Genomic DNA, 25,870 nt, shown 5'->3' with positions numbered 1-25,870 from the left:
GGGTCAGCGGCCGGCGGGGACGACTTCGAGGAGCAGGTGCTCGACCCGGTCGCTGCCGTACACGCCCTCGAGCACGTCTACGGCGGCCACCGTGCGCAGCTCCCGGCCGCACTCGTCGGCGATCCGGTGCAGTGCGCCGAGGTCTCCGCGGGTGCTGAAGTGGAGCAGGGCCCTGCCGTGCGGTGTCAGGCGCTCGGGAGCCTCGGCCAGGAAGCGGCGGTGGGCGCGGTAGCCGACGTCGACGTAGGCGCACTCGTGGACGGAGCGGTACTGGTAACCCTCGGGCGCCAGGACGTAGTTGGAGCTCCAGAAGACGGTGTCGAAGCGCTCGTCGGGGGCGAGTCCGTCGAACATGTCGCTGTGCACCGACCGCACGCGGTCCGCCACGCCGTGCCGGCGGGCGTTGAGGTCGGCGTTGCGCACGGCCCGGTGGTTGATGTCCAGGGCGACGACCCGCTCGGCGCCGGCCAGCGCCGCCTGGACGGCGATGACCCCCGTACCGGTCCCCACGTCGAGGAACGACCGCGTCGAGGACGCCGGGGCGCCTCCGGCGAGGCCGAGGAAGTCCAGGCCGATGCCCGTCGAGGGAGAGTAGACGGGGGCGAACACCTCGTCCAGGAGGTCCCACTCGCGATCGCAGAGGTGGAAGGTACGGGGTCTGTCCGCCCTGGTCAGGGACGTGCGGCTGCGTTCGAGGGAGCGTTCATAGTTCTGGACGTGCAGCGTCATCGAGCGTCTCCAAAGGGGATTCCGGTGACTCTGCGGCATAGGGCGAGCACCGGGTGTGGGCATCACCCTGCCGCCCCGAAAGTGCCGCGGGAAGGTGCCTCCGCGACAGGCCGAGCCGCCACCAGCGGTGACCCGGCCACCGAGCCCCGGTCCTGACCTGCGTTTATCACTTCAACAATCTGTTGACCTCAAGTTGTCCCTTCTTTATGGTTCTGCGGTTGTGGGCGAAGGTCCGGCACGGGTCGGGCCGGAAGGCCACAACGGGGGAGGAACCATGCACCAGGGCAACGCGACCGACGAAATCGTGGACATACTCGACCAGTTGGCCGTGGGAGTGACGCCTGACCGGCTGAAGCAGGTGGAGCGGGCCAAGGACCTCGCGTTGCGCGTGCAGGGGCTGATGTCCCAGCAGCACAGCCGGCAGACCGGACTCGCGGCGCTCATCGACACCGCGCGCGAGCTGACCCGTCCCTACGACCTGAGCAGCCTGCTCACCGTCATCGCGCGCCGGGCCCGCTTCCTGCTCGGCCTCGACATGGCCTGGCTGTCGATCCACTCCCCCGCGGGCGGTGAGTCGGTGGTGCACGCGGCCGACGGTCACATCAGCATGGTCAGCGTGGGAATGCGGGTGCCCACCGCGGGCGGGCTCGGCAATCTGGTGACCGAGCGGGCCGCTCCCGTGTGGACCGCCGACTACCTCGCTGAGGACGAGATCCCGCGCACCGACACCACGCACGGCGCGGTGCGGGCGGAGGGGCTGCGCGCCGTGCTCGGGGTGCCGCTGCGCCGGGACGCCGCCATCCTGGGCGTGCTCTACGTCGGGCACCGGCAGGTGCGGTCGTTCACGCCGGACGAGATCACCCTCATGTCGTCGCTCGGCGACCTGGCGGCGGTCGCGATCGAGAAGGCGCAACGGCTGGGCCGGGCGCAGGACGAGGTGAGCGAGCTCCGGCTCGACGCTTCCCGCGCCGAGGACTCGTACGCCTCGGCGCAGCGGCTCAACCTCGTCTACGCCAGGCTCATCGACCTGGTGCTGCGCGGCGGTGATCTGCACACGCTGGTGGACGAGGCAGGCGAGCTGCTCGGGGGCACGTTCCTGGTCCGCGACCCGAGCGGCACCGATCTGACGGCCACGCCGGTCCCGGGGCTCGACGAGGCCGAGCTCCGCAAGGTCGCCATGGGGGCGCACCCCGGAGGGCGGCCGGTGATGACGCCCGGCGGCACCTGGGTGTGCCCGATCCTGGCGGGCGAGGAACCGCTCGGCACGCTGATCCTGGCCACGGACCGGCCGCTCGACGAGCAGCAGACGCACATCATCTCCCTGACGGCGCGGGTCACCGCCGTCTCCCTGCTCCTTCAGCAGAGCACCAGCCTCGCCGAACTCCAGGTGCGCAGCGAGGTGTTCCAGGACCTGATCCACGGCGAGCAGCTGTCCGCGCGGCAGTTGGCCGACCGCGCCCGCAGACTCGCCGTCGACCTGAGCGTGCCGCATGTGCTCGTCGTGGCCCGCCCCGAGAACGACCCGCAGGGCAGGGGGGCCTTCTGGGCGTCGTCGTACGCGCATCAGCGTTCCGGCCTGAAGAGCGTGGAGTCGGACGGGATCGTGCTCCTGCTGCCGGGCGCGGACGCCGGGGCCACCGGCCGGACCGTGGCCACGGAGTTCGCCGCGGCGCTGGGACATCCGGTGACGGTGGGCAGCGCGGGGCCGGTCACGTCCGCGGAGACGCTCTCGGAGGCCTTTCAGGAGGCGCAGCGCTGCCTGGACGCGCTGACCGCGCTCGGTTCGGCGGGCGGCGCCGCCTCGTCGCGCGAACTGGGTTTCCTGGGGCTGCTGTTGTCCGACGAGCCCAACGCGGGAGGGTTCATCGCGGACGCCATCGGCCCGGTCCTGGAGTACGACGCCCAGCAGGGCACCGAGCTCACCCGGACCCTGGAGACCTACTTCTCCCTCGGCGGCAGCGCCACCCGCACGGCCGACGCCCTGCACGTCCACCCCAACACGGTGGCCCGCAGGCTGGAGCGGATCACCGAACTGCTCGGTGAACGCTGGCAGGACTCGACGCAGCGTCTCGAGGTGCAGATCGCGCTCCGGCTGAACCGGATCCGGCACACGGTACGCGCGCGGGGCGGCGGCCTGACGGCGCGGCGCTGACCCGCCGTCCCAGGACGACGGAGGCGCGGGTCCGGGCCCTGGCGGGGGGCGCCTCCGACAGGGCGGCGACGGCGTGCGCGACGGAGGCGAGCGTCATGTGGCGGTGCCAGCCGCCGAAGGACCGGCCTTCGAAGTCCCGCAGGCCGACCCGTGCGCCGACGTTGTCCACGCCGTGCGCGGTCCAGCCGCTCAGCTTCGTCAGGCGCAGCAGTTCGGGGACCGGGGTCCGGGTCAGGTCGGTGAGCCAGACGCGGGTCGGCGGCAGCAGGGGATCCTCCCACTCGCCGACGAGGAGCAGCGACCGCCGGCCTTCGAGTCCCGCGCGCGCCGTCCCGCGCTCGGGGCGGGGCAGGGCCACCGGGATCGCCATGGCCAGCGAGGTGTGCCGCCGGCCCGAGGCGTGGTCGACCCACTCCACCGCCCGCCGCAGGCCCTTGACCGACTCCAGGATGCGGCGGGCGGTCAGCGGGCCCGATCCGAAGCCGGGCATCGCCGGCGCGGCCACCTCGCAGGCGGTCAGCGAGCCGACCCTGGCGATCAGCGGCACGGAGATCGCGTCGAACCCGGCGGCCAGGCGGCGCACGTCGGCCCCCGGTACGTCGAAAACCACGGGCCGGGCGGGCAACCGCCAGCTCCGCAGGGGTTCGAGGGCGGTCGCGGTGGCGCACTCCTCGGGGGTCGTGCCGATGACTTCCGTGGGGATGCCCGCCCGGCGTCTGCGGGCCTGGTCACCGGTCCACCGGTCCGACAGGAAGAGGCGCCAGTTCACCGGGACGCTCAGCTCGTCCGACGCCGACCACAGGCCGTAGGCGTACTGGCCGCTGGAGGGCTCGCCGGCCCGTCTGTCGCTCCGGGGGTCGACGCCCACCGACCACTGCCCCACCTTGGGGATGACGTGCGGCCGGACCACCCAGGCGCTCGGCGGCGCGCTCCGCTGGAGATAGTGGGCGAGCGCCTCCCTCGCGGGCCGCCAGTCCCAGGTCGAGGCGCTGATGAAGTGGTGCATGCTCTGTTCCGCGGCGCCGCCGCCGAGCAGGGCGGCGATGTTGCGCATGGACTTGCGCCCCTGTGCCGCGAGCAGCCCGCCCACGTACTGCTCACCCTTGCTGAGCTGGTCCCTGCGGTGCAGGGAGTGCGGCAGCACGTACCCCGTCAGTTGCGAGGCCGAAGAGGGCTCCCTCCCCCCATGACCTTCTGTCTGCCTCGTGAGTGCGGTGGAAACCACGAGATCCCCCTTCTGGCTCGGTGTACGGCATCGGGCTGAGCACCACAGTGGCCGCTGGACGACGCGCGGACGATGTGGCACCGGCACCCCGTTGGGGCGGTGACCGGTGGCTGCCGCACCGAAGGGCCCGCCGCCGGGGGGGGGCGAATCGGATGCCGTACGGGGATCGGGGTGTGGGCCGCCCACCATGAGGGGCGGCCCACGTCAGGGCCCGGCCGCGGACATCGCGGCCGGGCCCCCTGGGCGGCGGGCGTCAGACGAACTCGGCGCGGACCTCTGGTCCGCCGAGCGTCCCGGACGCGCGCAGCGCGGCACGCCGCACCTTGCCCGACACCGTCATCGGCAGCCGTGCGGCGATCTCGACGACCCTGACGGCCTGCTCCGGTGGCAGTTCGGTGGCCGCGAAGTCGAGCAGCGCCCCAGCCGCCCCGTCCCGGTCGAGCCAGTCGGGGGCGAGGACCACGAAGGCCTTCGGCACCCACAGGCCCACGGGGTCCGGCACCGGGACCACGGCGGCCTGCGCCACCGCGGGGTGCCGCAGCAGCACGCGCTCCAGCTCCAGCGGGGAGATGCGGTGGTCGAACGACTTGAACATGTCGTCGTCCCGGCCCGCGTAGCGCAGCGCCCCGTCGACGCCCAGGGAGACCAGGTCTCCCGTGTGGTACCGGCCGTCCGCGAACGCCCGCGCGGTCTTCTCCTCGTCGTCGAGGTATCCGGTCATCAGGCCCATGGGCCGGTTGGTCAGCTCCAGGCAGAGCTCGCCGGTGGCGCCGGGCGCGGTGGGCAGGCCGGAGGCGGGGTCGACGACCACCACGTCGTATCCCGGCAGGACACTGCCCATCGTGCCGGGCGTGGTGCGGGCCCCGGATATGTGGCCGAGCTGCGCGGTGGTCTCGGTCTGGCCGTAGCCGTCCCGCACCTGGACGTCCCAGGCCCCCGCGACCCGGTCGACGAGGGACGCCTCCAGCGGCTCCCCGGCGCAGGTGGCCTCCCGCAACACCGGTGGCACCGTGCCGAGGCCTTCGGCGAGCAGGCCGCGCCAGATCGTGGGCGGGGCACAGAAGCTGGTGACGGAGCGGGTGCGCAGCGCGTCGAGGATGTCGGCGGCGGCGGCCCGCGGGTCGGTGAGCGCGACCACGCTGGCCTCCGCGTTCCACGGCACGAAGAAGGAGCTCCAGGCGTGCTTGGCCCAGCCCGGCGCGGAGATGTTCAGGTGGGTGTCGCCGGGGCGCAGCCCGTTCCAGAACATGCCGGACAGATGGCCCACCGGATAGCTGCTGTGGGTGTGCGCCACCATCTTGGGCCGGGATGTGGTGCCCGAGGTGAAATAGAGGAACAGCGGATCACTGGCGCGGGTGAGGACCTCCGGCACGAACCGCTCGCCGGACGCGGTCCACGAGTCCTCGTACGACAGCCAGCCGGGGACCCGCTCGCCCGTGGCGATGCGGGTCAAGGCGCCCGGCGCGCCGACGAAGCGGCCGGTCAGCGAGGCGTCGGTGAGGACGTGCTTCACCTTGGCCCGCGACAGCCGGTCGGCGAGGTCGTCCGGTGTCGCGGTGGCGTAGGTGGGGACCACCACCGCGCCCAGCTTGATCGCCGCCAGCATGGTCTCCCACAGCGCCCGGCCGTTGTAGAGGGCGATCAGTATCCGGTCCCCGCGCCGCACGCCCAAGTGGCCCAGCCAGTGGGCTACTTGGTCGGAGCGGAGGGACAACTCGTCGTAGGAGATGAGCTCGTCGTCCGTCGTGCCGGGTCCGACGAGGTGCAGGGCCGTCTTCGCGTTGCCCTCGGCGATGACGTCGAACCAGTCGAAGGCCCAGTTGAAGTGGGTGAGGCTGGGCCAGGAGAAGGCGTTCCGCGCGCCGGTGAGGTCACCGTGGTGGTCGAGCAGGACATCGCGGGCGGCGCGGAAGGCCCGGCTCCCCTCGGGGCTGTGCACGCTCATGCCGCACGCCCCGCGACGAGCGTGGCCGGTTCGGTCCTGGCCGCGTCGCGTGCCGCGCGCAGCATGTCGAGGGCGATGGCGTCGGCGTCCTGCCGGAACAGGGTGTTCAGTCCCGGCTTGCCGCTGCCGACCTGGGTGAACCAGCGGGTGTGCTCGGTCGGGATGCCGAGGGCGTACAGGCCGTAGCGGACCGTCCCGTCGGCGGAGACGACGTGGAAAGGTGCCATGGTCACGTTCAGGCCGCCGGTGGCGCGGGTGCGGCCGGAGACCGGTTCCTCGTGGATGAACTCGCTCACCAGGCCCTCGGCCCTCAGGGACCGGGCCAGCGGGGAGACGTCCCGGTGCAGGTTCGGGGTGGGGATACGGGCGTCGATGAGCGTCTCGGCGGCGCGGTCGGACCCTGCCACCTGGGGCGAGCCGATCCGGAAGCGGCCCGTGGCCTCGTCCGCCGTGAACCGCGTGGCGGGCCCGGCCACCTCCACCACGCCGCTCTCGACGAGGGCGAGGAGCTGCTCCACCCGCTCGATGGGCGGGCCGGCCGAGAGCAGCGCGTTGACCGGCACGAAGTCGCGCTGGAACTCCTCCGCGTGCGAGTCGGGGTGGAGTCCGCCGAAGTCCACGGCTTCCCTGACGACGTTGCGGATGTCGCGCAGCACGTCGAGCGCCGCCTTGAGCGGGCCCGCTACGTTGCCCAGGGCGGCCTGCGCCAGGTCCTCACGCATGACCTCCACGAGCCGGTCGCGGAATGCCGCGGGAGAGTCGAACCGGGCGTCCTTGAAGGGGCGGGCCAGCGCGTGCAGGTCGAGTGGCGGCAGCGGTTGTGTGGCTCCCGACGCCCGGTGTGCGGAGCGGTACACATGGTCGAGGTCCTTCAGGAGCAGGGGCAGTACGTCCTCGTTGAAGCGCAGCCTGTCGCTGCCGGTGGCCGAGTACCGGCGCTTCCGGGCCGCGGCGACGGCCTCCTTGGTGAGGAAGCGCGGCCGGAAGGTGTGGTCGGGCTCCTTCTGGTTCCTGCCGCGGGCCGGGATCGGCAGGCCGCTGCGCGAGCCGGTGACGATCCTGGGTTCGAGGCCGCTGGGCACGTACCGGAGCCGGCCGTCCCCGGCCTGCTCGAAGGTGCCGCCGCGGCCGACCGTGAGGGAGAGCATCACGTCGTAGAACGACAGGCCCATGCCCCGGATGCCGACGGTGCTGCCGGGGGCGATGTCCCGCACGGAGAGCGGCATGTCCGCCGCGGAGTCGCCGCACAGGTACGTGATGCCGGGGTGGCGTTCCGCGAAGTCGAGGAGCTCGGCCTCGTGCGGGTCCGGGGCGTTCCTGGGGTGTCCGGTGGCGAGGAGGACCTTGTCGGCGTCGATCAGGTAGGGCGGGCAGTCGAGTTCGAGGGCGTAGCCGCCGCGTGAGGCGGCGACGACGGAGGTGACCGTGCCGCGGGTCTCGGTCACTTCGACGTTCGTCGGGAGGTGGTCGAGGATCGTCCGGTAGACGGAGCGCAGGTACTGGCCGTACCGGCGCCGGGAGGCGTAGTCGTCGGCGTCCAGCGCGGGTTCGCCGTGGGTGGCGGCGCGCCGCGCGATCCACTGCCCGAGGGACGGTCCCGCGCCGGGCCGGGCCGGGCCCCCGTCGGGGACGCCGGAGTACATCGTCACCTGGCCGACGACGGTGTTCATGGTGAACCACTCGTCCTGGTCGGTGCGCCAGACGCGCCCGGCGCCCGGCTCGGTCGCGTCGATGACATGGATACGTACGGTGTGGTCGGCGAGTTCGCCCTCCGCCAGCCGGACGGCGAGCCGCTCCAGTACGGAGATGCCGCGCGGGCCGGTGCCGATGACCGCGATGGTGAGGGTGGGGCGTCTGCTGCTTTCTGCGGGCACGTTCGATTCAGTCCTTCAAGAGGGCGGTGGAGAGGAGGGCGGAGGGACCGGCCGTCGGGAGTTCCTCCAACGCGGCGTCGTCGTACCGCCGTTGCACGAAGCCGAGCATGTCCAGGAAGGCGTCGGCGCGCAGTTGACGCGCTCCGGCCGGGGCGGTCGTGGTGAGCGGCATCGACCCGACGGACTGCCATTGGAGGGTGCCGTCGCCGGCTATGTAGCTGCGGGAGCGCTGGGCGTTGTCGGTGTGCAGGCAGTAGGGCACGTCCAAGTAGCCCTTGGCGAAGGCCTTGAGGAGGGCCGTCCCGATGTCCGCGTCCAGGTTGAGGACGGCGTCGATGAGGGCGCGCGCCTCGGTGTACACCGGGTTGTCGCCCGCCGGGTCCGCGGCGGCGACGCCCAGGGCGTCCAGCGGCAGCCGAGCGGCCGACTCCGCCGCGCGTGCCGCTTCCTGGAGGGCCTGGATGTTGTCGGCCACGGTGGGGATGCGGTGGGCCTCGGCGGGGGTCTTGACGATCATCCGCTCGGTGCCGGTCACCGCGGCGAGCACGGCGCTGTCCCGCAGCAGGGACAGCGCTCCGGCCGGTGTCCGGGGGAACACGCCCATGTAGGTGTAGAGCACGACGTGCCACTGCAAGTCGCCGAGGAGTTCGCCCGCGAGACGGCGCATGGCCCCGATCGCGTCGACGTCCTGGGCGAAGCTGGTTCCCTGGGCGTAGCTCAACGACACGCTGCGCAGGCCGTGCTGCTTGAAGAACATCCCTTCCAGCACGGAGATGGCCACCAGCAGTCCGGGTGGGCACAGCTGGCCGAGCATGCAGCCGCCGAAGCTCTCCAGGTGGGCGCCGTCGACCTGCTCCGCGAGCAGCTCGCAGCTGTCCGCCCAGGCGGTCACGGCTTCGGCGAGCGGGGTGCGGCTGTAGGGCAGGCAGTACGAGACCGGGCCGCCCTCGGTCGCGTCGAGCCCCGCGTCCAGCAGGGCCCGCACGATGCCCAGCGGCAGCGGTGAACCGTGCCGGACCTGGATGGCGAAGTCGGCGCCGCCGCCCACCCGGGCGATCATGTCGCGGGTGACGTCGGCGCCGTGCGCCACGATCGGGAAGCCGTTGAGGTCGCTCCCCTCGTCGAGGGCCTTGCGCGCCGAGGCGTGGTCGCCGACCCGGGTGTAGCTGTCGAGCGTCACGGTGCCGACGGTGGTGGCGTCGGCCTCGGTCACCGCCCGCAGGCCGGTGAGCATGCCGGCCACGTCGGGGAAGCCCATGCGGGGCTGGACCACGAGCCGGCCGGCCGCCGCGGCGGCGGCCACCGCCGTCCCGAAGGGCGTGGTGGAGCGCAGCCGCACGGCGGCCGGGGCACCGGCCGCGAGCAACGTACTCGTCCTCATACGGTCTCTCCCGAAGCGACGAGAGCGGGGGTGCGGGTGGGGGCGGGGGTGCGGGTGGGGGCGGGGGTGGGGCGCGGGGCAGGGTCGAGCCCCGGCCTGCCGGCCTCCGCGAGATACCTGCGGAACGGGGCGACGCCCGCGGTGTCCTCGAAGACCGCGTCGAAGCCCGCGGCGAGCAACTCCGGTCCGTACGCGCGGTTCTCCGCGCCGCGGGTGCCGAGCTTGCCGCCGATGACGACGGGCAGCCCGCTCAGTCCGGGCTCGGCGCGCAGCCGGCCGATGAGCCGGCGGCCGTCCAGATGGCCGTGCCCGTTGACGCTGCTGATCACCACCATGTCCGGGGCGGTACGACGGCACTCCTCGATCAGCAGCTCATCGGGGACACAGGAGCCGAGATTGATCACTTCGTGTCCCAGCTCTTCCAGCATGAGCTGGAGGAAGACCAGATTCCACGTGTGGGAGTCGGAGGAGACGCTGGAGACCAGGACGCGCCGGCCGCTGTCCCGGACATCGGGCGGGGCGTCGCCTGTCGGTGCGGGCGAGTGCATGAACCTCTCTCATTCGACGAGCCGTTGTTCGGTGACGGTGGCCTGGCGGCTGGGCGCCGGCCTGATGAAAGCCGGTCGCTCAGACGGAGGCGACCGCGCGGATCGGGCCCTGCGGCACCCGTGCCTGCGCCGGGCGGGTGCGGATGGCGAGGACGGTGCAGCCGGCGGCGCTGGACATCTGGTGCTGGGTGCCGGGGCCCTCGACGACCAGGTCGCCCTTGACGTATGAGGCGCCGTCACTGTGGTCCAGCTGACCGTCGAGGACGAGCATCAGCTCGTACCCGAGGTGCTCGTGGAAGTCGCCGTGGGCCGTCGGCGGGAAGCGCAGGAGCAGGCCGACCGAGTCCTCACCGCTCTCGGTGTCCGGCGCCCACAGCACGTGGTGCTCGACGCCGGCCCGCCCGGGTTCCTGCCAGGACGTCCACTCGATGTCGGTCAGCTCGAACCCGCTGCGGAAGACGTTCTTGATGTACTCGATCTCGGACATGTTCCGGTTTTCCTTTTCGGTTACGACGGGAATCGCTTCTCGAAAAGAAATCTATCCGGGGCGGAAGGTGACACAACGGGCCGGTGTTCGATGGGGGGCAACGGGAGAACCGCACGCCCTGAAGTTGACTAAGTCATCCGGCACCCGGTGACGCGGGCATCCGCGGCCCAGCAGAATGGGTGGATATATCAATGGCCGGAGGGGCGACCATGGAAATTACGCTGTACCAGGTGAGAACTTTCCTGGAGGTGGTGCGCACCGGCAGCATCACGCGGGCCGGACGCAATCTTGGTTACTCACAGTCGACCGCGGCGGCCCATATACGGGCGCTGGAATCACAGGTCGGCACCTCACTTTTTCAGCGCCTCTACCACGGGGTGCGCCCCACGCCGGACGGCGATACCTTCCACGGCTACGCGGTGCGGCTGCTCGGCCTGGTCGACGAGTTGACCACGTCGCTGGCCGACGGCCGCGAGGTCAGCGGGCGGGTGTCCGTGGGCGCCTCCCCACTCTCCGTCGACCAGGAGCTGACCCGGCTCGTCTGGGAATGCAGATACCGCTATCCGAAGCTGGAGCTCGCGCCGGCGGGAATGGATTCACAGCGCATCACGGAAGAGATATCCACCGGACGTCTGGACATGGGGCTCATTCTTGAGCCGCCGAACCGCGGTGCGAATGTACCGGCCGGTCTGCACATCGAGGACCTGCGCTCCGTAGATGTGGTGGCGGTGGCCGGACGAGAACTCCTCGGAATGCTCGAAGAGGCTTCTGAAGGAAACGCGGAGAATGTGCTCACCGAGCGGCAGGCAAAGGCCCGGCACAGCACTGTTCGGCTGCTGCACGTGGATTCCGACGACAGCTCTCTCGAAAAATTCCGGGCAGCCGTCGAAGGCGCCTACTCGCTGCGTACGGAATTCATGTCGATAGCGTCCGTGCAGGGTGCGCTCGAACTCCTCAGGAACGGCCCGTGCATCGCGGTCCTGCCACGGGAGTCGGTGGCCCGGGAGATCGAGAGCGGCGAGGTGGGCGTGGTCGAGGGCGTGCCCGGTGAACGCCACGTCGTACGCATGGTCTGGAACCAGCAGACCTGGCTCCCGCCGGCTCTCGCGGCCACCCTCGAACTGGCCCGTCGGATCGGCCCACCGGCTGTCACCGTTGCCTGATCCTCGCCTGACCGATCGCCTGACCCATCGTCCGGTCATACACCGAATCCCGCACCGCGTCGCTCGCGGTGCGGGATTCGGTGTATGACCGGACGGCCTGGACTACCACCAGTAGGACGGGTAGGAGGGGGCGGCCCGGTTCAGGCCCGCCGCCATGCCGATGACGACCAGCACGACGGCCGCCAGGGCCAGCAGCGACAGGAAGGTCAGCACCGCCGGCTCCGTCAGGACGACGATCACCGCGGTGGCCGCGGCGGGTGAGTGCGGGGTACGCGCCACCACCATCACGCCGAGCGCGAGTCCCCCCGCCACCGCGGCGGCGGCCATCGAGCCACCGCCCACGGCGAGTACGACGAAACCGGTGCCCGCGGAGAGCAGTTGCCCTCCTATGACGCTGCGCGGCTGCGACAGCGGGAGCGCCGGGGCGCCGAAGATCAGCGCGGCGCTGGCGGCCAGCGGCGGCACGAGCAGCACCTGATGCGCCAGGGCACCGAGACCCACCAGGGCCAGCAGGGCGGCCACGGCGCACAGGGTGGCGGGGATCAGCCCCTTCCACGCCGGCCTCGGGGGCGCCTTGCTGGTCAGGATCCTGAGCAGCGGGCGATCCGCTCGGGAGGACGTGTCGACGTCCCGCGTCTCGGTCGGGGACGGGGTCACGGTCGGGGTCGGAGTCGGAGTCGGAGTCGGAGTCTCTGTTGCCATGCGCATGACGCTAAATTCCGCCGGGGCGGCGACAGAAGGCGCGCCCTGTCACTTAGTCAGGTCCGCTTCTCAGGTCCGCTTCTCAGGTCCGCTGGTCAGATCCACTCGCCATGTCCACGGGCCCCAGCGCGCGCAGCTCGTTGCCGTAGTACAGGGCCGGGTCCGCCTCGCCCGCCTGCGCCCACGTGACCGTGCCGACCACGAGCGTGTGGTCGAACAGGGGTACCAGCTCGTGGACCTCGCACACCATCGCCGCGGCGGACCGGCTGAGGACGGGGACCTGGTGCATGAGGTCCCAGCCGACCCCGGCGAACCGTTCGGCCGCCGTGCCGGTGGCGAACTTCCGGGTGAGCGCGCGGTCGGACCAGGTCAGCACGTTCACGGCGAAGGAGCCCGCCGCCCGGATCCGGTCCAGGGTGGCGCTCCGGCTGCCCAGGCAGACGAGGAGGCTCGGCGGCTCCAGGGAGAGCGACATGACCGCGTTGGCCGTGCAGCCGACCGGGCCTTCGGGCCCGCTGGCGGTGATGACGGTGACTCCGGTGGGCAGTCTGGAGACGGCGGCGCGGTAGCCGTCCGCGGTGACCGCGGGCGAGGCGTCGTCCAGGAGCGCGAGCGGCAGGCTGCCGGAGACCAGCGTGGGTTCAGCCATGACGGGCCCCCAGGCTCGCGGCCAGGACCTTCCGGTCGATCTTGCCGTTGGCGTTGAGCGGCAGCTCGGCGAAGACCGCGATGCCGCGCGGCACCATGTACGCGGGCAGCCGCGCCCGCAGCGCGCGGGCCAGGTCGTCCGGGTCCGGACCGCTCCCCGTGCAGACCGCCTCCAGTACGGTCTCGCCGCCGTGTCCCGCGACCGCGACGACGACCGCGTCAACCACCCCGGGCTGTGCGCGCAACACGGCCTCGATCTCGCCGAGTTCCACCCGGTAGCCGCGCACCTTGACCTGCTGGTCGAGCCGGCCGAGGTGGACGAGCCCGGTGCCGGGGCCGGCACGGCGGACCCGGTCCCCGGTGCGGTACCAGTGCCCGTCGGTCAGCGGCCCGTCGCCTTCGTAGCTCTCCGCGGCCCTCGACCCGTCCTCGGCGTACCGCACGAACCGGCCCGCGTTGTCGGCCGGGTCGAGGTAGCCGGGGAACCGCTGGGCGCCGCGCACGACCAGCTCGCCCTGGTCGGCGGGCCGGCCCCGCTCGTCCAGGATCCGGTGTTCGAGCCCCGGATGGAGCTGGCCGACGGGAACGGTGCCGTTGCCGGTTTCCGGCCACGCGCCGGGGTCCGCCGGAAGCCGGAACTGGGCACAGCTGATGGTGAGTTCGGTCGGCCCGTACAGGTTCTCCAGCGTGCTGTTCGGCGCCGCGCCGGCCCAGGCCCGCGCCTGCTGCACGGTCAGTGGCTCACCGCAGAAGAGGCTCCAGCGCAAGGAGGGCATCCGGTCGGGGCCCAGGGAGCGCATGCGGCTCGCGTAGGAGACCATCGACGGTACGGAGAACCAGTGGGTCAGCCCCTGCCGGGCGGCCCAACGCACGGGCGCCATCAGGTCCGCGCGGTCCGGCACCACCAGAGTGCCGCCGCCGCCCCAGGCGGTGAACATGTCGAAGACCGAGAGGTCGAAGGTCAGATCGAAGGTCTGTGAGACCCGGCTGCCCGGCCGCACCTCGTACCGCTCCACGACGTGCGAGAGATACGCGCACACCTCGCGGTGCCGGATCGGCACGCCCTTCGGCCTGCCCGTCGAGCCGGAGGTGAACAGCACGTACGCGATGCCGTCCGGGGTGGCGCGGTATCGGGACAGCTCCGGCAACGCACCGGCGTACGGCGCCGTCAGGTCCGGTACGAGGACGGGAACGGAGAGGCCGGCCGCGCTCCCCCGCTCCTCGGCGAGGACGAGGTCGAGGCGGCCCGCCGTCACCACGGCCTCGGTACGGGCCGCCGGGAAGGCGGGGTTGAGCGGAACGACGGTGGCGCCGAGGCGCTGCACCGCCAGGTACCCGGCGTAGGCCGTGGCGCTGCGCTCGGCGAGCAGCCCCACCCGGTCGGGCACACCGCCGTGGGCCGCGACCAGCTCGGCGGCGAGGCGCTGGGCCAGTGCGTCCAGTTGCCCGTAGGTCAGGCGGTCCGTGCCCACCTCGAGGGCGGGTTCGTGCGGGTGCGCGGCGACCGACGCCGCGAACCACTCGTACAGGGTCTCCTTCACTGCTGTCCTTCCAGGGTGTGCGGGGGCGCTGGGAGCGCGTGGGTGTGCAGGTCGTTCGGGAGCGGCCGGAGCGCGTCGAGCAGCCTGTCGAAGGCCGCGCCCACAAGCCCCGCACGCGGGCGTCCGCGCTCGGCGGACTGGGCCGCGAAGCGCAGGACGCGGGGCAGTTCGGCCCAGAGGGCGGTCAGCGTGTCCACGTCCGCGCGGCTCATGGCGCCGGACTCGGCGAGCACGGTCAGGCGGTGGGCGTGGTGACAGCCCGCCGCCCACAGGTCGTCGGCGTACCGGCCGGCCGCCGTCGGATCGGCGACGAGCACGTCGCGTACGTACGAGAGGACGTCGGGCAGGCCGAACAGCCAGCTCCCCTCGTCGGGCGCGGTGGCCCCGGTGCCGAGAACGGTGGCTTCCGGGGCGTCGGGGGCCGGACAGGCCCCGTCCGCCGCCGGCTCCCGCTCCAGCCACCGGAAGTGGCCGGGACCGGGCACCGGGGCGGCGCTGCCCAGGGCGAGCCTGTCCCGCAGCGCGACCTCCGGCGCCGGGTCGGGCACCGGTGTGAGGGCCAGGGTCAGTTCGTCTCCGTCCAGCCAGCCCAGGTAGGGCTCCTGCGGGCCGTGCGGTGTGAGGGCGGTGAAGTGGTCGGCGACCAGCCAGCACCCGTCGCGGTGGTCGTGCAGGAGCAGCCAGTGCGGCGCGTCGGCGCGGCCGTACCCCGGCGACCAGGGCAGGTGGCGGGTGTTGCCGACGGCGAGAACCCGGCCGCGCAGGGCGAGTTCGCGGGCGAGCCCGGCGTGGGCCCGCTGCCGGTCGGCGGCGCTCCGGTAGGTGAGCGGGCCGAGGCCCGTCGCCGTGTCGACCCGGGTGTGGTGGGAGAAGGCCAGCCGGCCCGGTGGCAGACCGGTGCGGACGGCGAGTCGTACGGATGCGGCGAAGTGCCGTCCGGCGTCGGGCAGGTCCGCGGACAGGTAGGCGACCAGGTTCGTGGTGTAGCAGCTCAGGCGCGGCGGCGAGGCCGTGAGGGTCGTCGTCGTCATCATCGCTCCAGGTCCGTGAAGGCACAGCTCAGGGGGATCGGCGAGCGGCGCAGGCTCACCCAGCGGTAGGGGCCCCAGCGGCCCCTGTCGCGGCCCGGTTCCACGTCGATCGTCCAGGGGCTGCCGGCGAGCCCGGTGCCCTCCGCCTTCACGCAGGCCTCCTGCACGGTCCACACGCGGGCGAACTCGGTGGACCTGTCGGGTTCCGGCAGGGCGGACACCTGGGGGGCGCGGCCCCGCAGGCACCGGCGCACCAATGCGTCCGAGAGCAGCTCGGGCGGCAGTTGGACGTCGACGCCGACGCGCCGCCCCGGCCCCACGGCGGCGGCGATGGTGCCGCCGTCATGGGAGACGCTGATCCCGACGCCGGGTTCGGCAGAAGGCGGCAGCACCTGGCGCGGCGCACCGCGCCCCGCGGTCCTGCGCCAGCGCACCAAGGCGTGCGCGCGCCGTCCGACGTTGCACGCCGCCGATGCCGAGGACGGCGGCCTCGGCAGTCTCCGCTCCCTGGAGCTGTGCGCAGCAGGCGAGCACCTCGTCCGCGGCCAGGCCTACGGCGGACTTCAGGAGGGCCGCGGCCGCCAGATCCTGCTCCTCGACGATGCGTCGCGCATGCGTCTGTGACGAGGCGGGCGAACGACCAGTGCGACGCCCACGCTTACGTCGTCTGGCCCTGCCGGTGCCGATGACGGTGGTCGGGCAGGGGCCAGCCGATGACGTGGTCGGCGGGGAGCCGGACGGAGTCGAACCGGATGTGGCCGGTGGCCGATCCGGGCAGCAGGTCCGTCGCCGCGTTCACGATCTCGACGCCGGGCGCGTCCGCGGGGACGAGCACCCAGGTGAAGCTGGTGAAGTGGCGGCCCGGCCGGTGCCTGGCGAGGACCAGGAGATGGCCGGCCACGCAGGCACCGGTGGCCCACCGCTTGCCGCCGGTGAGCGTCAACTCGTCGCCGATCACGCTCACTTCGGTGCCGAGTCCGGCCAGGTCCGAGCCGGGGGCCGCGGCGTCCGTGGCGGCGAGGGCCACGGTCGTCGCCCCGCGCAGCGCCTCCTCGTACACCCGTGCCGCGGGCGATCCCGCCGGCGCGGACCCCAGCAGGGGCACCGCGCTCGCCGTCTGCACCAGCACGCCGAGCGTGACGCCGTTGTCGCCCCGGGCATCCGTGGCGGCAAGCAGTGCCCCGAGCCGTCCCGGGTCGGCGACGGGTCCGTCACGGCCCGTGCGGCGGTAGACCCCGGCGAGGATTCCGGCGGCGCCGAGCGCACCGCACACCCGCGGGAGCGTGGCGTCCCCGGGCAGCGGTTCCAGGGCCCGCCCGACCGCCGCCCGGAAGCCGTCGCAAAGAGGCGGGTGGGTGCCGTCGGGGAGAAACGGGTCGGTTCCGTCGTCAGACAAAGCGCACCTCCGGATCGAGGAGTGCGAGCCTGCCGTCCGCCAGGTGCAGGCGGTCGTTGCTGTAGTTCAGGGCGGCCGAGCGCAGATCGCGCAGCGCCTGTTCCAGGCGGGTCGGCGAGTTCTTGAGGTAGCCGTGGCGCATGCCGACCGCGGTCACCAGCTCGTCGACCGCGCTGTGGCACATCTCGGCCGCGGTGATCTTGAGGGCGTTGAGCTGGAGCTGCACACGGGGCACGCTCAGGTCCGGACTGTCCTGGACGGTCTGCTGCGTCCTGGTGAGCAGGGCGTGCACGGTGTCCAAGCGCTGGCGGACCTTCGACAGACGCGTGAGCAGCAGCTCGGAGGACAGGTCCGTGCCGCCCCGGCCCTGCGGGGAGCGGAGCAGCTTCAGCACCCGCGAGAGCGCTCCGGCCGCCGTGCCCAGCCAACACGCCGACCAGCCCAGGTGCGCGAGCGGCCCGAAGACGGTGGCGGCGACGGTGTGGAACTGCCCGTGCTCGCCGATGACGTGATGGGCCGGCACCGTGCCGGTCAGCTGGAGCGCTCCGCTGTGGCTGGCCCGCATGCCCAGGGGCTGCCACTCCCCGGAGGGCCGGATGTCGAGCTGTGCCCGGTCCGCGTAGACGAGGGAGACCTGGCCGGGCCCCGCGGCGCCGGGGGCGAGCATGGTGACCAGGAATCCGTCGGCGTGGCCGCCACCGGTGACGATGGGCGCGAAGCGGTCGATGACGAGCTCGTCGCCCGCGGTGGCGAGCGCCGCCCGCGAGGTGAGCAGGTGGCCGCCCTTGCCCGCCTCGGTGGTGACCGAGGCGAGATACACCTGGCCGGCGGCGATCCGCGGCAGGAGTTCGGCGCGCAGCCGTGCGCTGCCGTGGCGGACCACGGCCTCGGTCTGCTGGCAGTGCATCGCGAAGATCATCGCTACGGACGTGTCGGCCCTGCCGAGCGTGATGCCCGCCTCGACCAGGTCGGCGACGGTGCCGCCGAGTCCGCCGTACTCCCGTGGCACCAGCAGGCCGAGCAGCCGGGTGCGGCGCAGTTCGGTGAGCGCCTCGACGGGGAAGGACGCGTCCTGGTCCCTGCGCGCCGCGTGCTCGGCGGCGACGGCCGCCACGGCGGCGACCCGGTCGGCCCACCGCACGTCGGCGTCGACGGCCGCTTCGAGGTCGGTGAGCGTCACGCCGCCACGCCCTGGGCCGTCAGCGCCGCGTCGACCGCCTGCCACAGGCTGCCCGCCGTGGCGAACGTCGCGTCGTTCATGTCGTCGTCCGGGAGCGTCACCTCGAAGGTGTCCTCGATCGCGAAGAGCAGCTCGATGGCCTGCATCGAGTCGAGCCCGAGATCGCGCAGGGAGGAATCCGCGCCGATCTCGTGCTCGCCCAGGAACTTGAGGAAAGGGGTGAGCAGTTCAACGAAACGAGCGTCCATCAGTCCATGACTCCTTGCCGGATAAGGGTGGTACGGGATATCTCCGGGGCCGTCCCCGGGCGGTCGCTGTCGACCACGGCCTCCGCGGGCAGTGGATGCCCGAGGAAGGCGACGAGGCTCGCCGACAGGCCGTAGGCGCCGACGTTGGGCACGGCGACCAGGTCGTGCGGGCGCAGCGCGGGCAGCCGCGCGGCACGGGACCAGGTGTCGAGGGGGGTGCACAGGGGTCCCGCGACGAGTGCCGTCAACTCTCCCGCCTCCCGCGGCTCCTGGGCGGCGACCAGGGTCGGGTCGAGCGGGGGGAGCCGCCGCATCCCCGCCATGCCGCCCAGGTGGTTGATGCCGGATTCGAGGACCACGATGTCCTTGCCGTGCGAGCGCTTGACGTCGAGTACGGCCGTGAGCAGGGTGCCCGCGGTCCCGACGAGGTGGCGCCCGGACTCGAAGACGACCTCGGGGCCGCCGTCGCGCCAGCCGGGTATCTCCTCGTCGAACAGCGCCTCCAGGCGGGGCCGCAGGGCCCGCAGGTCGGGGGCGTGGCCGGCGCGGGCGAAGGGCGCGCCGAAGCCGCCGCCGAGGTCGAGCACCTCGCAGCGCACCCCGTGCGCGGACAGGGTGGCGTCGAGAGTCCGCGCGGTGCGCAGGGTGCGGGCGAACTGCGCTTCCAGGGCGTCGACTTCGCCGAGGTTGCTGCCCATGTACAGGTGCAGGCCGACGACGCGGGCGTGCGGCCGGTTCGCGAATCGGGCGGGTTCGGCGAGGACCCAGCCGGCGTCGGCACCGAACTGCGAGGCCACCCCGGTCATCGCGAGGCCCTGCCCCGGCACCGGCTCGTCGTCGTTGATCCGCAGCAGACAGCGGGCGGTGACCCCGGACTCCTCCGCCAGACGGCTCAGTTGCCCGATGGCGTGCGGCGAGTCGACGGAGAAGAACCGTACGCCGCGCTCCAGCGCGTCGGTGATCTCCGCGTCACGCTTTCCGGGGCCTGTGTACAGCACCGTGTCGGCGGCCCAGCCCGCCTGAAGCGCGGCGGTGAGTTCGCCGGTGGAGCACACCTCGGGCCTGGCGCCGCCTTCGCGCAGGGTGCGCAGCAGCGCGGGGTGCGGGTTGGCCTTCAGTGAGTAGTACAGGCCGGCCCGCTCGGGCAGGGAGGCCCGCAACCGCGCGTGGTTGCGGCGGACTTCGGCGAGGTCGTAGACGTAGGCGGGGGTGGGTACGTCCGCGAGGTCCTCCAGCGGGACGGGCAGCACGGCCGCGCCCTCCTGAGGGGCGAGCGGGGACGCGGCGTCAGCGGGTGTGGACACGGCCGGCCCCTTCCTCCAGGGCGGCGAGCGCCTTGCGGTCGGTCTTGCCGTTGCCGGTCAGCGGCAGGGCGTCGATGACCAGGCAGTCGCGCGGAATCTTGAACTCCTCGATCTGCTCCCGCATGCGCAGCAGTACGTCGGCTCCGGTGAGCCCGCCGGTGACCTGTACGAAGAGCCGGGCGGCCCGGTCGCCCTCCGGGGCGAGCACGGCCGCGGCCTCCACTCCGGGCACGCGGCGCGCGGCCGCCTCCACCTCGGTGGCGCTCACCCGGAAGCCGTTCGTCTTGTAGAGGTCGTCGCGGCGTCCGCTGAAGTACAGGAAGCCGTCCTCGTCGAGCCAGCCGTAGTCGCCCGTGCGCAGCTCGGGGAAGAGGCCTTCCGCGCGGTGGAACCGCTGGGCGGTCAGTGCGGGGCGGCGCCAGTACCCGGCCATGACATGAGGGCCTCGTACGGTGATCTCCCCGATCTCGCCGGGCGGCAGGCGGTGGCCGGCGTCGTCGACGACGAACACCTCGGTGCCGGGCAGCGCCCGGCCGCTCGCACCGGGCCGTACGAGGTCCTCGTCCGCGGGCATGATGGTGGCGCGCTTGCACTCGGTGAGGCCGAACATCAGATGCACCCGGAGCCCGGGGACGGCCTCGCGCAGCGCGGTGAGGGCCTGCTGCGGCATCGCGGCGCCGGTGTTCGTCAGCATCCGCAGCCGGGGGGTGCGGTCTGCGCCGGCCCGGCGCAGCAGCCGGGCCAGGGCGTCGGCGACGGCGGGGACGGCGGGCAGGACGGTCGCCCCGGCGCGCAGCAGGTTCGTCAGGAGCCGCGGGCCGACCTCGGCCGGCCGGCCGAGCCAGAGGTGCGCGCCGCTGCTCGTGGCGAGGAAGAGCTGGTAGAGGCCGTAGTCGAAGGACTGCGGCAGCGGACTGTAGATCACGTCGTCGGACCGGTAGCCGAGCACCCGCTGTATCGCCCGTACCGCGAACACCGCCTGCTGGTGGGTGCTGACCACGGCCTTCGGAAGCGCCGTGGTGCCGGAGGTGTAGATCAGGCAGAACGGGTCGACCGGCAGCGGCGCGGCCGGCAGCGGGCCGAGCGGTGCCTTCGCGTCGAAGGCCCGGCGGGCGACGTCGTCGGCGTGGTGCGCGCGCACGCCCCGGAGTGCGGCGGCGGCCAGCGACTCGCTGTGGTCGCTCACCAGGAGCGCGGGCTCGCAGTCGCCGAGGACGTGGTCGAGGGCCGCGCCGCGCACCTGTTCGTGCAGCAGTGAGAAGGCGACACCCGCCCGGGAGGCGGCGTACACGAGGACGGACCGCAGCACTCCGGGGCCGCCGGCGATGATCAGGCGCTCGCCCCTGCGCAGCCCCAACTCGTTCATCCAGACGGCGAGTCGGCGGCTGGCTGCGTCCAGTTCCAAGTAGCTGACGTGGTGCTCGCCGCTGGTGACGGCGGGGGCTTCGGGGTGCAGCCGGGCCGCGGTGTCGAGCAGTTCGTGCATGGTGGTGGCGCTCGGCGGGGCCGCCTGCGCGGTGGACGTCGGGAAGTTCATCGGCCCTCTCCGTCAAGGACGAGCGCACGGGGTGCGCCGCCGTCGTTCGATCGTTGGACGACGCGGCAGACGGCGTCGACATGGTGCAGGTTCTCGGGGGCCAGGTCGTCGGCGGCGAACTCGATGCCCAGTTCGCTCTCCAGCCGCTCGACGATCTCCACGACCCGGAAGGAGCTGAAGGACGGCACGGAGTCGAAGGCCGCGCCGGCGAGCAGGGTGGCCTCGTCGGTGCCGAGCACCCGGGCGGCCGTGGCGGCGACCGCGCGGCGCAGTTCCTCCGGTACGCCGGGGGTCCGCGGTTGCGGTGTCCGGGCGGCGGAGGCGGCCGACGCGGGCTCCGCGCCGTGCCCGAAGACCTCCGGGTCGGCGTGGAGGAGGGCGGCGAGCCGGTCGGTGAGGCCCTGGGGCTCCGGGCGGCCGCGCTCCACCCGGCGGTGTGCGAGGTAGACCTGCTCGGTCAGCTTCCGCCAGGCGGTGAGATGCGCTTGCGGCGCGTCGCCGTCCGGGAGCCGCCCGGTGTGGCGGAGGTAGGCGGTGTGCAGCTCGCGGTCCCTGGTGAGCAGCCAGGTCTCCAGGGTCAGCTGCCGCAACGCGGCCGTACGGTCGGGGTGTTGACGGTACGCGTCGGCGTAGGCGTCCACCGTGTGCGGGTCCGCGAAGTCCGCCTCGGGCACGGCCGCGGCGGGGACGCCGTGCCCGGCTCCCAGCCGCACCGCCAGCGCGGGGCCGGGGACGGCCGCGGCGAACTCCTGCCGGGTCAGCGTCCACCGGCCCGGTCTCGCGATGCCCCAGGGCGTCTCGTTGTGGTAGCTGTCGCGGATGAGCACGCCCTCCGTACCGTCGTTCTCCAGCAGGAAGCTGTGCTCCATGTGGCGTTGCCGGTAGTACGGCACCCAGGGCAGATGGAAGGCGTCGGCGACGACATAGCAGCCGTCGGCGGGAATGAGGTCCGCCGCCGAGGCGGCCGTGTGCGGCTCGCCCGCCACGAGTCCGAGGCGCCGGGTGGCCTCCGTCAGCTGCGCGCGTACGCCGCGCTCCACCGTGGGAAGACCGAGGGGCCCGGGCGCGGGCCTGAACCGCAGCCCGGCGCCGAGCAGGAGATGGGTGCCGGCACCGTGCAGCCGGTCGGCGTGCGCCGCCAGGTTGACCTGGAGGCAGTCGAAGAGCTCAGCGTCCATCGGGGGCCCCGGTCAGCACGATGTCGATGAGGTCCCGCACCGTCTCGAACCAGCGCCCGACGAGCACGTCGTCGGTGAACTGGACCCCCAACTCGTCCTCCAACTCGACGAGAACGCTCAGTACCGCGAGGGAGTTGAGCTGAAGCACCTCACCGACCAAGGGTTCGTCCTCACGGAGGTGGCCGACGTCGGCCGGGATCCGCTGGGCCAGGATCCGTCGCACGCACGCGGCGACGGAGTCACGCGTCAGTAGGGCGCTCATCGTGTTCCTTCTGGGTGGAGGTGGTGGGCGTCGGACACGCCGACGGAGGCGTCGATGAAGGTGTCGAGGTGGCGCAGGACCGTGCTCGTGTGCCCGGTGCCGAAGGTCTCGAAGTGGCCGCAGTCCAGCTCGGTCACGGCCAGCCGGGACGCCCGCCGCCGCCAGTCGGCGATCTGCCGCTCCCGCTCCGCGCCCGCGCAGGACATGAGCAGCACCGCTCCGGTGTGCCGGCTCGTCACATGGTGTACGGCGCAGGCGTCGAGGTGGGCGGCGGCGGTGCGGCCCGCCGCCTCGGCGGCCTCGGGGCCCATCGGCACCAGTCCCCCGCGCCGGATGTCCGCGAGGAGTCCCTCGCGCGGTTTCCCGTACGCGGACCAGGGTTCGGCGAAACTGTCGATCATGACGACAGCGGGGGCGGCTCCTACCGCGGCGAGCCGGGCCCCGGTCTCCCAGGCGAGCAGCCCGCCGAGCGACCAGCCGACCAGCAGGTTCGGGCGCTCCGGCAGGTCGCGGATGAGCCCCAGGTAGCGCTCGACCATGGCGTCGACCGTGCGGTCCGGTTCCTCGCCCGGTACGAGTCCCACGGCACGCACCCCGTGGACGGGGCCGCGCCGGGCCAGCCGGGAGAGCAGCGTCACGTACTGGCCGAGGCCGCCGCCGGCCGGGTGGAACACCACGGTGTTCAGCGCTCCGGGTCGCCGGCCGAAAGGGGTGAGCACCGGCTGTGCCAGGGCCGTCATGTGGCGCTCACCTCCTGCGCGGCCGGCGTCTTCGCCTGCCGCACGGGCACGGGGCGCGTCTTCAGGAAGACCTCGAGGGCGATCCCCGAGGCGACGGCGAGCGCCGCGTACAGCAGGCCGACGGTGGACAGCGCCAGGACGTCGAAGAGCGCTCCGGCGAGCAGGGTGCAGACGATCAGGAGGCCGGTGCCGAGGGCGTTGGTGAAGCTGGTCAGCGCCACCAGGTCGGTGGCCGGGCACTTCTGCACGACCTCTCCCTGCGCCGCCGTGAAGGCGAACTCGAAGAGGAAGAGGAAGCCGAAGTACGCGGCGTACAGGCTCCACGGCTGCGCGGTGAGACAGACCAGGAACAGCACGGCGGCGGTCAGGCCGTTGAGCGCCAGCCCCTGGTAGGTGCGGGCCGTCGTACGGCGCAGCACGACGGGGACGGTGACCGCGCCGAGGACGAGCGCGATACCCGCGACGATCTGCAGGTTCATCACGCCGCTCTCGCCCTGCCCGAGCACCCGTACCGGCACCACCGTGCGGGCCGCGCTGTGGAAGCCCTGGAACACCCCGACCGCGAGGACGAGATACACCACCGCGCGGATCAGCCCGCGCCGGCCGCTCAGGGTGGCCCGGACCTGGGCGGGCAGTCCGCGGCGCGTCGTGCCCTCGGCGCGGGGCACCGAGACGGCGGGCAGCCAGCGGTAGCAGCAGGCGGAGAGGGTGAAGGTGACCGCGTCGATGGCCCCGGCGGTGACGACCGACACCTCGCCGACGAGGAGGCTGCCGAGGACACCGCCGGCCGCGCTCCCCAGGTAGTAGGAGTTGTTGAAGGTGTACGAGGCGAGCTTGAGGTCCGGCCCGTCGAAGAGCTGTCGTGCGTAGACCACGCGGGCCGTCTTGGTGATGCCTTCCAGGAGTCCGCGGACCAGGAAGCAGCCGAGCACGGCGACGATCAGGTCCGCGCCGAGGAGGACGCCGATGGCCAACGAGACCGCGGCGCCGCCCAGTTCGGCGTACACGACCGTGCGACGCAGCCGCGGCCCCTCGCACACTTTCCGGACGACGCCGACCAGCACGACCGGCAGGATCCACTGGAAGCCGAAGACGGCGGCCGCGCCGAGCCCGGAGCCGCCCTCGGTGAGCAGCCAGGAGGAGGCGGTGAGCAGCAGGAAGAACGTACCGGCGGAGCTGACGAGCATGGCCGCCCAGAGCACCAGGAACCGGCGTGAGGTGAAGAGCGCGCGCCGCGCGGCAGCGGCGTCCGGCGCGGTCCCGTCCGTCGCGCCCTCGGTGCGTCGTGCGCTCATGAGCGCGCCTCCAGCAGGCCGGGGGCCAGCGGCACCATCGGGAAACCGAGGAGTTCCGAGATCTCCTCGCGCAGCTCCGTGCAGGCCGCCTCGGCGCGCGCGGCGTCCTCGGCGACCACCCGGATGACGCCGTACGTGGTGGTGTTGCCCTCCATGCCGAGCAGGCGGGAGCCGGGGCCGATGCTGGTGGACCCGGAGTGCAGCCGGGGCCGGAACGCCTCGAACCAGTCGGCGGGCAGGTCGTCGCGGACGACGCAGTCCTCCTGGGCCGCCAGGAAGGTGTGGCTCGCGGCGGTCTCGACCGGGAAGGGCTCGGGCGACAGCGGCTCGCCGTCGTACAGGTCGACGAGGACTTCGAAGAGGCCGCGGCCCGTCGCCGCCCGGATGACCTCGGGCACGGTGCCGCCCGCTATCCGCGGGTTGACCTCCACCAGGCGGGGCCCGTCGGCGGTGCCGATCACCTCGACGTGGAAGAGGCCCAGGTCCAAGCCGAGCGCCCGGCACACGTCGACCGCGTAGGCGCCGAGTTCCCGCTCGGCGGCCGGTGGGAGGCCGCAGGGCACGGTGGAGCCGAGTTCGAGCACCGGGTTGCCGAGGCCCAGCTTGCGGCGCACGGTGACGAGCGGTGTGTAGGTGGTGCCGTCCGTGGCCACCTCGACCGAGTAGAGCGGTCCGACGGCCACCTCCTCCAGGATGTAGCGGTCGTCGAGGTCCACGGCGAATCCCTGCTCGAGGGAGTCGAGCCGGGCGCCGGCCTCCTGGAAGTGACGTTCGATGTCCTGGGGCGACCGGGCGAAGGTGGTGACGTTCTTCCCCACGCCGCAGACCGGCTTGACCACGACCGGATAGCCGATGTCCGCGGCCGCGGCGAGCGCCGCTCCGGCCTCGGTGACCTCGGCGTACCGCACGTTGGGCAGGCCGTGCTCGTCCATGATGCGGCGGCAGGCCGCCTTGTCCCGGGCGGCGGCCACACCGCGGAGCGAAGGCCCCTGGGCACCGGTCAGCTCGGCGAGCCGCGCGGCCGTCCCGGCGAGCATGTGCAGGGTGGCGATCACCCCGTCGATCCCGTCCGGGTGCACACCGGCGGCGCGCAGGGCCCGCAGCGCGGCTCGCGGGTCATGGAGCTCCGTGACCTCGATGGCCCGGTCGGCGAGGTCGAGGGCCCGTTCGCGGCTGGCGGGGGTGTGCATGAAGTCGTACCGCGACGACCACAGAAGCGTGACGCTGTCCCCCTTCTCCCTCGCGTACTCCATGGCCCGCAGGCCCAGGACGCTCGAATCCACAAAGACCAGATGCTGCACCGC

General features: G+C 72.9%; 24 protein-coding genes and 1 pseudogene. 3 read left to right on the top strand and 22 right to left on the bottom strand.

Annotated elements, in window-relative coordinates:
* Positions 1-3: 3 nt before the first annotated feature.
* Entirely contained in the window at positions 4-729 is a 726-nt protein-coding gene (locus KKZ08_RS29505) for a 50S ribosomal protein L11 methyltransferase (RefSeq protein WP_223777319.1), read from the bottom strand.
* A gap of 274 nt (positions 730-1,003) precedes the next feature.
* On the opposite strand from KKZ08_RS29505, the gene KKZ08_RS29500 reads away from it, so the two are divergent.
* Positions 1,004-2,881 carry a helix-turn-helix domain-containing protein gene (locus KKZ08_RS29500; protein ID WP_223777318.1) on the top strand — a complete coding sequence of 626 codons (1,878 nt, stop codon included), beginning with the start codon at positions 1,004-1,006 and terminating at the stop codon, positions 2,879-2,881.
* Between the two features lie 514 nt (positions 2,882-3,395).
* Here the strand turns inward: KKZ08_RS29500 and KKZ08_RS29495 are convergent.
* The 6 genes and pseudogenes from KKZ08_RS29495 to KKZ08_RS29470 form a co-directional block, all read right to left on the bottom strand.
* Positions 3,396-4,295 (bottom strand): annotated as a pseudogene (locus KKZ08_RS29495) (transposase); the annotation flags it as partial.
* Positions 4,296-4,359: 64 nt separating this feature from the next.
* Positions 4,360-6,051 carry an AMP-binding protein gene (locus tag KKZ08_RS29490; RefSeq protein WP_223777317.1) on the bottom strand — a complete coding sequence of 564 codons (1,692 nt, stop codon included), beginning with the start codon at positions 6,049-6,051 and terminating at the stop codon, positions 4,360-4,362.
* On the bottom strand, positions 6,048-7,925 hold the full coding sequence (locus KKZ08_RS29485) for an FAD/NAD(P)-binding protein (protein WP_223777316.1): 1,878 nt from the start codon (positions 7,923-7,925) through the stop codon (positions 6,048-6,050). Before KKZ08_RS29485 ends, KKZ08_RS29490 begins: the two co-directional genes overlap by 4 nt.
* A gap of 7 nt (positions 7,926-7,932) precedes the next feature.
* Positions 7,933-9,306, bottom strand: a complete 1,374-nt coding sequence (locus KKZ08_RS29480; protein WP_223777315.1) for a methylaspartate mutase — start codon at positions 9,304-9,306, stop codon at positions 7,933-7,935.
* Positions 9,303-9,854, bottom strand: coding sequence for a cobalamin-dependent protein (locus KKZ08_RS29475; RefSeq protein ID WP_223777314.1), 552 nt, complete (start codon positions 9,852-9,854; stop codon positions 9,303-9,305). The genes KKZ08_RS29480 and KKZ08_RS29475 overlap by 4 nt, the downstream gene beginning before the upstream one ends.
* Before the next feature lie 79 nt (positions 9,855-9,933).
* Positions 9,934-10,341: a cupin domain-containing protein gene (locus tag KKZ08_RS29470; protein WP_223777313.1), complete on the bottom strand. Its 408-nt coding sequence runs from the start codon at positions 10,339-10,341 to the stop codon at positions 9,934-9,936.
* Positions 10,342-10,532: 191 nt separating this feature from the next.
* Here KKZ08_RS29470 and KKZ08_RS29465 point away from each other — a divergent pair, with 191 nt between their 5' ends.
* Positions 10,533-11,504: a LysR family transcriptional regulator gene (locus tag KKZ08_RS29465; RefSeq protein ID WP_223777312.1), complete on the top strand. Its 972-nt coding sequence runs from the start codon at positions 10,533-10,535 to the stop codon at positions 11,502-11,504.
* Between the two features lie 102 nt (positions 11,505-11,606).
* Here the strand turns inward: KKZ08_RS29465 and KKZ08_RS29460 are convergent, their stop codons facing one another.
* The 5 genes from KKZ08_RS29460 to KKZ08_RS29440 all read right to left on the bottom strand — a co-directional run bounded on the left by KKZ08_RS29460 (position 11,607) and on the right by KKZ08_RS29440 (position 15,818).
* A complete protein-coding gene (locus KKZ08_RS29460) occupies positions 11,607-12,206 on the bottom strand; it encodes an HPP family protein (RefSeq protein ID WP_223777311.1) in 600 nt (199 codons plus the stop codon).
* Between the two features lie 82 nt (positions 12,207-12,288).
* Entirely contained in the window at positions 12,289-12,855 is a 567-nt protein-coding gene (locus KKZ08_RS29455; protein ID WP_223777310.1) for a flavin reductase family protein, read from the bottom strand.
* On the bottom strand, positions 12,848-14,395 hold the full coding sequence (locus KKZ08_RS29450; protein WP_223777309.1) for an amino acid adenylation domain-containing protein: 1,548 nt from the start codon (positions 14,393-14,395) through the stop codon (positions 12,848-12,850). Before KKZ08_RS29450 ends, KKZ08_RS29455 begins: the two co-directional genes overlap by 8 nt.
* Positions 14,392-15,426 carry a hypothetical protein gene (locus KKZ08_RS29445; protein WP_223777308.1) on the bottom strand — a complete coding sequence of 345 codons (1,035 nt, stop codon included), beginning with the start codon at positions 15,424-15,426 and terminating at the stop codon, positions 14,392-14,394. The genes KKZ08_RS29450 and KKZ08_RS29445 overlap by 4 nt, the downstream gene beginning before the upstream one ends.
* Positions 15,426-15,818, bottom strand: a complete 393-nt coding sequence (locus KKZ08_RS29440) for a 4'-phosphopantetheinyl transferase superfamily protein (protein ID WP_223777307.1) — start codon at positions 15,816-15,818, stop codon at positions 15,426-15,428. The genes KKZ08_RS29445 and KKZ08_RS29440 overlap by 1 nt, the downstream gene beginning before the upstream one ends.
* Positions 15,819-15,885: 67 nt before the next feature.
* On the opposite strand from KKZ08_RS29440, the gene KKZ08_RS29435 reads away from it, so the two are divergent.
* Positions 15,886-16,050 carry a hypothetical protein gene (locus tag KKZ08_RS29435; RefSeq protein ID WP_223777306.1) on the top strand — a complete coding sequence of 55 codons (165 nt, stop codon included), beginning with the start codon at positions 15,886-15,888 and terminating at the stop codon, positions 16,048-16,050.
* 34 nt (positions 16,051-16,084) lie between these two features.
* On the opposite strand, the gene KKZ08_RS29430 is transcribed toward KKZ08_RS29435, so the two are convergent.
* The 10 genes from KKZ08_RS29430 to KKZ08_RS29385 are packed head-to-tail and all read right to left on the bottom strand — an operon-like array spanning position 16,085 to position 25,849.
* On the bottom strand, positions 16,085-16,822 hold the full coding sequence (locus KKZ08_RS29430; protein ID WP_223777305.1) for an acyl-CoA dehydrogenase family protein: 738 nt from the start codon (positions 16,820-16,822) through the stop codon (positions 16,085-16,087).
* Positions 16,815-18,002 (bottom strand): acyl-CoA dehydrogenase family protein, encoded by a 1,188-nt coding sequence (locus KKZ08_RS29425; protein ID WP_223777304.1) that lies wholly within the window; start codon positions 18,000-18,002, stop codon positions 16,815-16,817. Before KKZ08_RS29425 ends, KKZ08_RS29430 begins: the two co-directional genes overlap by 8 nt.
* Positions 17,999-18,250, bottom strand: a complete 252-nt coding sequence (locus KKZ08_RS29420; protein ID WP_223777303.1) for an acyl carrier protein — start codon at positions 18,248-18,250, stop codon at positions 17,999-18,001. Before KKZ08_RS29420 ends, KKZ08_RS29425 begins: the two co-directional genes overlap by 4 nt.
* On the bottom strand, positions 18,250-19,554 hold the full coding sequence (locus tag KKZ08_RS29415; RefSeq protein ID WP_223777302.1) for an alanine racemase: 1,305 nt from the start codon (positions 19,552-19,554) through the stop codon (positions 18,250-18,252). Before KKZ08_RS29415 ends, KKZ08_RS29420 begins: the two co-directional genes overlap by 1 nt.
* A complete protein-coding gene (locus KKZ08_RS29410; protein WP_223777301.1) occupies positions 19,538-21,091 on the bottom strand; it encodes a class I adenylate-forming enzyme family protein in 1,554 nt (517 codons plus the stop codon). Before KKZ08_RS29410 ends, KKZ08_RS29415 begins: the two co-directional genes overlap by 17 nt.
* Complete coding sequence (locus tag KKZ08_RS29405; RefSeq protein WP_223777300.1) at positions 21,088-22,269, bottom strand: hypothetical protein; 1,182 nt, start codon at positions 22,267-22,269, stop codon at positions 21,088-21,090. The genes KKZ08_RS29410 and KKZ08_RS29405 overlap by 4 nt, the downstream gene beginning before the upstream one ends.
* The gene (locus KKZ08_RS29400) at positions 22,259-22,531 is read right to left on the bottom strand and encodes an acyl carrier protein (RefSeq protein ID WP_223777299.1); all 273 of its coding nucleotides are present in this window, start codon (positions 22,529-22,531) and stop codon (positions 22,259-22,261) included. Before KKZ08_RS29400 ends, KKZ08_RS29405 begins: the two co-directional genes overlap by 11 nt.
* Positions 22,528-23,271 carry an alpha/beta fold hydrolase gene (locus KKZ08_RS29395; RefSeq protein ID WP_223777298.1) on the bottom strand — a complete coding sequence of 248 codons (744 nt, stop codon included), beginning with the start codon at positions 23,269-23,271 and terminating at the stop codon, positions 22,528-22,530. The genes KKZ08_RS29400 and KKZ08_RS29395 overlap by 4 nt, the downstream gene beginning before the upstream one ends.
* Entirely contained in the window at positions 23,268-24,566 is a 1,299-nt protein-coding gene (locus KKZ08_RS29390) for an MFS transporter (protein WP_223777297.1), read from the bottom strand. Before KKZ08_RS29390 ends, KKZ08_RS29395 begins: the two co-directional genes overlap by 4 nt.
* Positions 24,563-25,849: an ATP-grasp domain-containing protein gene (locus tag KKZ08_RS29385; RefSeq protein ID WP_223777296.1), complete on the bottom strand. Its 1,287-nt coding sequence runs from the start codon at positions 25,847-25,849 to the stop codon at positions 24,563-24,565. Before KKZ08_RS29385 ends, KKZ08_RS29390 begins: the two co-directional genes overlap by 4 nt.
* Positions 25,850-25,870 lie beyond the last annotated feature (21 nt).

Origin of the sequence: Streptomyces sp. 135 (assembly GCF_020026305.1) — a bacterium.
Lineage (GTDB): Bacteria > Actinomycetota > Actinomycetes > Streptomycetales > Streptomycetaceae > Streptomyces.
This window is presented reverse-complemented; position numbering and strand designations above follow the sequence as displayed.

What these genes read in the sequence shown, in the direction of transcription:
- KKZ08_RS29505 (WP_223777319.1), bottom strand. Translation starts at nt 729, where the DNA reads ATGACGCTGCACGTCCAGAACTATGAACGCTCCCTCGAACGCAGCCGC.
- KKZ08_RS29500 (WP_223777318.1), top strand. Translation starts at nt 1,004, where the DNA reads ATGCACCAGGGCAACGCGACCGACGAAATCGTGGACATACTCGACCAG.
- KKZ08_RS29490 (WP_223777317.1), bottom strand. Translation starts at nt 6,051, where the DNA reads ATGAGCGTGCACAGCCCCGAGGGGAGCCGGGCCTTCCGCGCCGCCCGC.
- KKZ08_RS29480 (WP_223777315.1), bottom strand. Translation starts at nt 9,306, where the DNA reads ATGAGGACGAGTACGTTGCTCGCGGCCGGTGCCCCGGCCGCCGTGCGG.
- KKZ08_RS29475 (WP_223777314.1), bottom strand. Translation starts at nt 9,854, where the DNA reads ATGCACTCGCCCGCACCGACAGGCGACGCCCCGCCCGATGTCCGGGAC.
- KKZ08_RS29470 (WP_223777313.1), bottom strand. Translation starts at nt 10,341, where the DNA reads ATGTCCGAGATCGAGTACATCAAGAACGTCTTCCGCAGCGGGTTCGAG.
- KKZ08_RS29465 (WP_223777312.1), top strand. Translation starts at nt 10,533, where the DNA reads ATGGCCGGAGGGGCGACCATGGAAATTACGCTGTACCAGGTGAGAACT.
- KKZ08_RS29460 (WP_223777311.1), bottom strand. Translation starts at nt 12,206, where the DNA reads ATGGCAACAGAGACTCCGACTCCGACTCCGACTCCGACCCCGACCGTG.
- KKZ08_RS29455 (WP_223777310.1), bottom strand. Translation starts at nt 12,855, where the DNA reads ATGGCTGAACCCACGCTGGTCTCCGGCAGCCTGCCGCTCGCGCTCCTG.
- KKZ08_RS29445 (WP_223777308.1), bottom strand. Translation starts at nt 15,426, where the DNA reads ATGACGACGACGACCCTCACGGCCTCGCCGCCGCGCCTGAGCTGCTAC.
- KKZ08_RS29420 (WP_223777303.1), bottom strand. Translation starts at nt 18,250, where the DNA reads ATGGACGCTCGTTTCGTTGAACTGCTCACCCCTTTCCTCAAGTTCCTG.
- KKZ08_RS29410 (WP_223777301.1), bottom strand. Translation starts at nt 21,091, where the DNA reads ATGAACTTCCCGACGTCCACCGCGCAGGCGGCCCCGCCGAGCGCCACC.
- KKZ08_RS29405 (WP_223777300.1), bottom strand. Translation starts at nt 22,269, where the DNA reads ATGGACGCTGAGCTCTTCGACTGCCTCCAGGTCAACCTGGCGGCGCAC.
- KKZ08_RS29400 (WP_223777299.1), bottom strand. Translation starts at nt 22,531, where the DNA reads ATGAGCGCCCTACTGACGCGTGACTCCGTCGCCGCGTGCGTGCGACGG.
- KKZ08_RS29395 (WP_223777298.1), bottom strand. Translation starts at nt 23,271, where the DNA reads ATGACGGCCCTGGCACAGCCGGTGCTCACCCCTTTCGGCCGGCGACCC.
- KKZ08_RS29390 (WP_223777297.1), bottom strand. Translation starts at nt 24,566, where the DNA reads ATGAGCGCACGACGCACCGAGGGCGCGACGGACGGGACCGCGCCGGAC.